Origin of the sequence: Ligilactobacillus sp., from assembly GCF_036846325.1 — a bacterium.
In the GTDB taxonomy this organism is placed as follows: Bacteria; Bacillota; Bacilli; order Lactobacillales; family Lactobacillaceae; genus Ligilactobacillus.
In genome coordinates, this window is record NZ_DAIUCE010000197.1 from 1 (window position 1) to 1,512 (window position 1,512).

Here is a 1,512-nt window from a genome sequence, read left to right on the forward strand (position 1 = left end):
CTGATTCCATTCGTTGACGTTGATGCTGGTGATGAAGTTGCCTGAATAAATCAGGTTTGATGCATAGACGACACCGTTGTCAAGTCCTGCTCCCTTTTCAACCAGAGCCGCAAAGGGATTGTGCTGATGACTTGTGGCTCCGCGCAGGGAACCGAAGCTGAGGTGCCCCGGGGCAAGGTTCTGCCTTTTGACATGATCTTCCTTGAGCCATGCTCCGCAAAGATGCCAGAGTTCATAGCCGGCATCGGGAAGTTCCAGTGCACCGCTCATGATCTTTGAAATCTGAACGCCGTGATCACCGTCATTTGTCAGTTCGGAACTTCTGACAACGGCCGAAACGTCGTCGAAAACGGCATATGTCTGTGTCAAAGTCAGCTTGTGATCGCTGTCCTTGAGCCTTACTTTGAGTACTTTGACGTTTCCCGCTGAAGCACTCAAAGGCATTTTCAGGTCGTATGGCTTTTGATCTTCAATCGTGTATGAGTCGAATTTGAAATCCAGATACAGGTAGTCTTCACCGTCCATGACTTCGATCGCGCCTTCACGGAAATCCGATGATCCGTAAACGGGATATTCCTGTGCACGATCGCTGAGAGTCAGGTCATCACTGTATTTGACAGTGCCGGCCGACTTGCTTTCCCGGAGAAGCATGTATCTGAAATCGTCCTCTGTCAGTTCGCCCAGGAATGCACCATAGTATAGATGTCCGAGCTGACCGTTTTCCATGACGTAGAACAGGTAGCTGATTTTGTCGTTATGGAGATGGAAGAATTTGTTTTCGAGTACTTCAACTGCAACCATAATAGTCCTCCAGATAGCTAATTATTCAGCCTGCTTGCCGGATTGTTCCTCAAGAAGGTATTCCTTGTCAAGCATCATCAGGAACGGTGTCCAGATGAGCGTCATGATGACAACATCGACCAATTGAAGAATTGCACCTGCGATGGAACCTGTTCCGAGCCAGCCGGCAAGGAAGATCGGCGTTGTCCAGACAACCGTTGCCCCGATCGGGTAAGGAACGAGGCCTACGCTGATTGCAAAGTAGGAAACGATTGTTGAAGCAAGCGGAGCAAGGATCCACGGAATCAGAAGCGTCGGGTTCAGGACAACCGGAAGACCGTATGTCATCGGTTCGGAAACGTTGAAGATTGATGGAGCAAGAATCGTTCTCATCGTTGTCTTCATGCGGATTGACTTGGCGAGGAAGAAGCCGAAGACAAGAGAAACGCCAAGCTGCATGCCCTGGTTGACGAAAACGCCCATGAACGTCGTGTTGATGATGTGAGGAAGATGTTCTGCACCGTTCTTGTAAGCTTCATAGTTCTGGATGGCAAGGGCCGTCATGATCGGATCGATGACCGAGTTGACGAGCAATGTGCCGTGGATACCGAACCACCAGAACAACTGCGTCAAAAAGACTGCGAGGATTACGGCCGGCAACGTTCCGCCAAGGCCCATCAAAGGCTGTTGGAGAACTTTGTAGACGAAGCTGATCGCATCCTTGTAGTTCGT

General features: G+C 49.9%; 2 protein-coding genes. Both read right to left on the reverse strand.

Translation table 11 applies throughout. The annotated features are described in order from the left end of the window. Positions 1 to 801, reverse strand: an 801-nt coding sequence (locus tag V7Z60_RS10140) for a glycoside hydrolase family 36 N-terminal domain-containing protein (RefSeq protein ID WP_334117681.1), incomplete at its 3' end; no start/stop codon positions are given. Positions 802 to 822: 21 nt separating this feature from the next. Further along, positions 823 to 1,512: PTS transporter subunit EIIC (locus tag V7Z60_RS10145; RefSeq protein ID WP_334117682.1), on the reverse strand; the 690-nt coding region annotated here is incomplete at its 5' end.